Genomic DNA, 418 nt, shown 5'->3' on the forward strand with positions numbered 1-418 from the left:
GCTACGTCCGAGGCGCGCCACACCAACCACGCCGGGTACAGATATTCGAGCGCCATGGCGCGGCCAAGCAGGTCGCCCGCGCAGAGCAGCATCGCCAGGCCGACCAAGCCCCAGAACCACCGCGCGCGGTGCGGTTTGCGCAACGTCGGCACAAGGCTCAGGGCCGTCGCCGATGCGGCCATCGCCAGCGCGTGGCTGGGGTGCATGCCGCCAATCCATCCGGTCACCCATTGGCGGTCCAGCCATGTGTGCATGCCCGGAAAGTCGAGCCCGATCGGCCATCCCGTGATCATCTCGGCCAGCCGCAGCGTGGACAGCACCGCCACCACGCCGCCCAGCCCCCGGGGCACCGGATCTGCCCAGCGCACATTCGGCCGTACCGTCCCGACGAGCAGCGCAGCCAGCCCCGCGCCAAGCA

Annotated in this window: 1 protein-coding gene; it reads right to left on the reverse strand. The window is 70.8% G+C overall.

What is annotated here, in order from left to right; all coding sequences use genetic code 11:
• Positions 1-418 (reverse strand): hypothetical protein (locus I6F36_RS39095; RefSeq protein WP_225173304.1); only part of this gene is annotated, 418 nt, incomplete at both ends.

It is taken from the genome of Bradyrhizobium sp. BRP19, assembly GCF_020194195.1.
GTDB classification, from domain to species: domain Bacteria; phylum Pseudomonadota; class Alphaproteobacteria; order Rhizobiales; family Xanthobacteraceae; genus Bradyrhizobium; species Bradyrhizobium yuanmingense.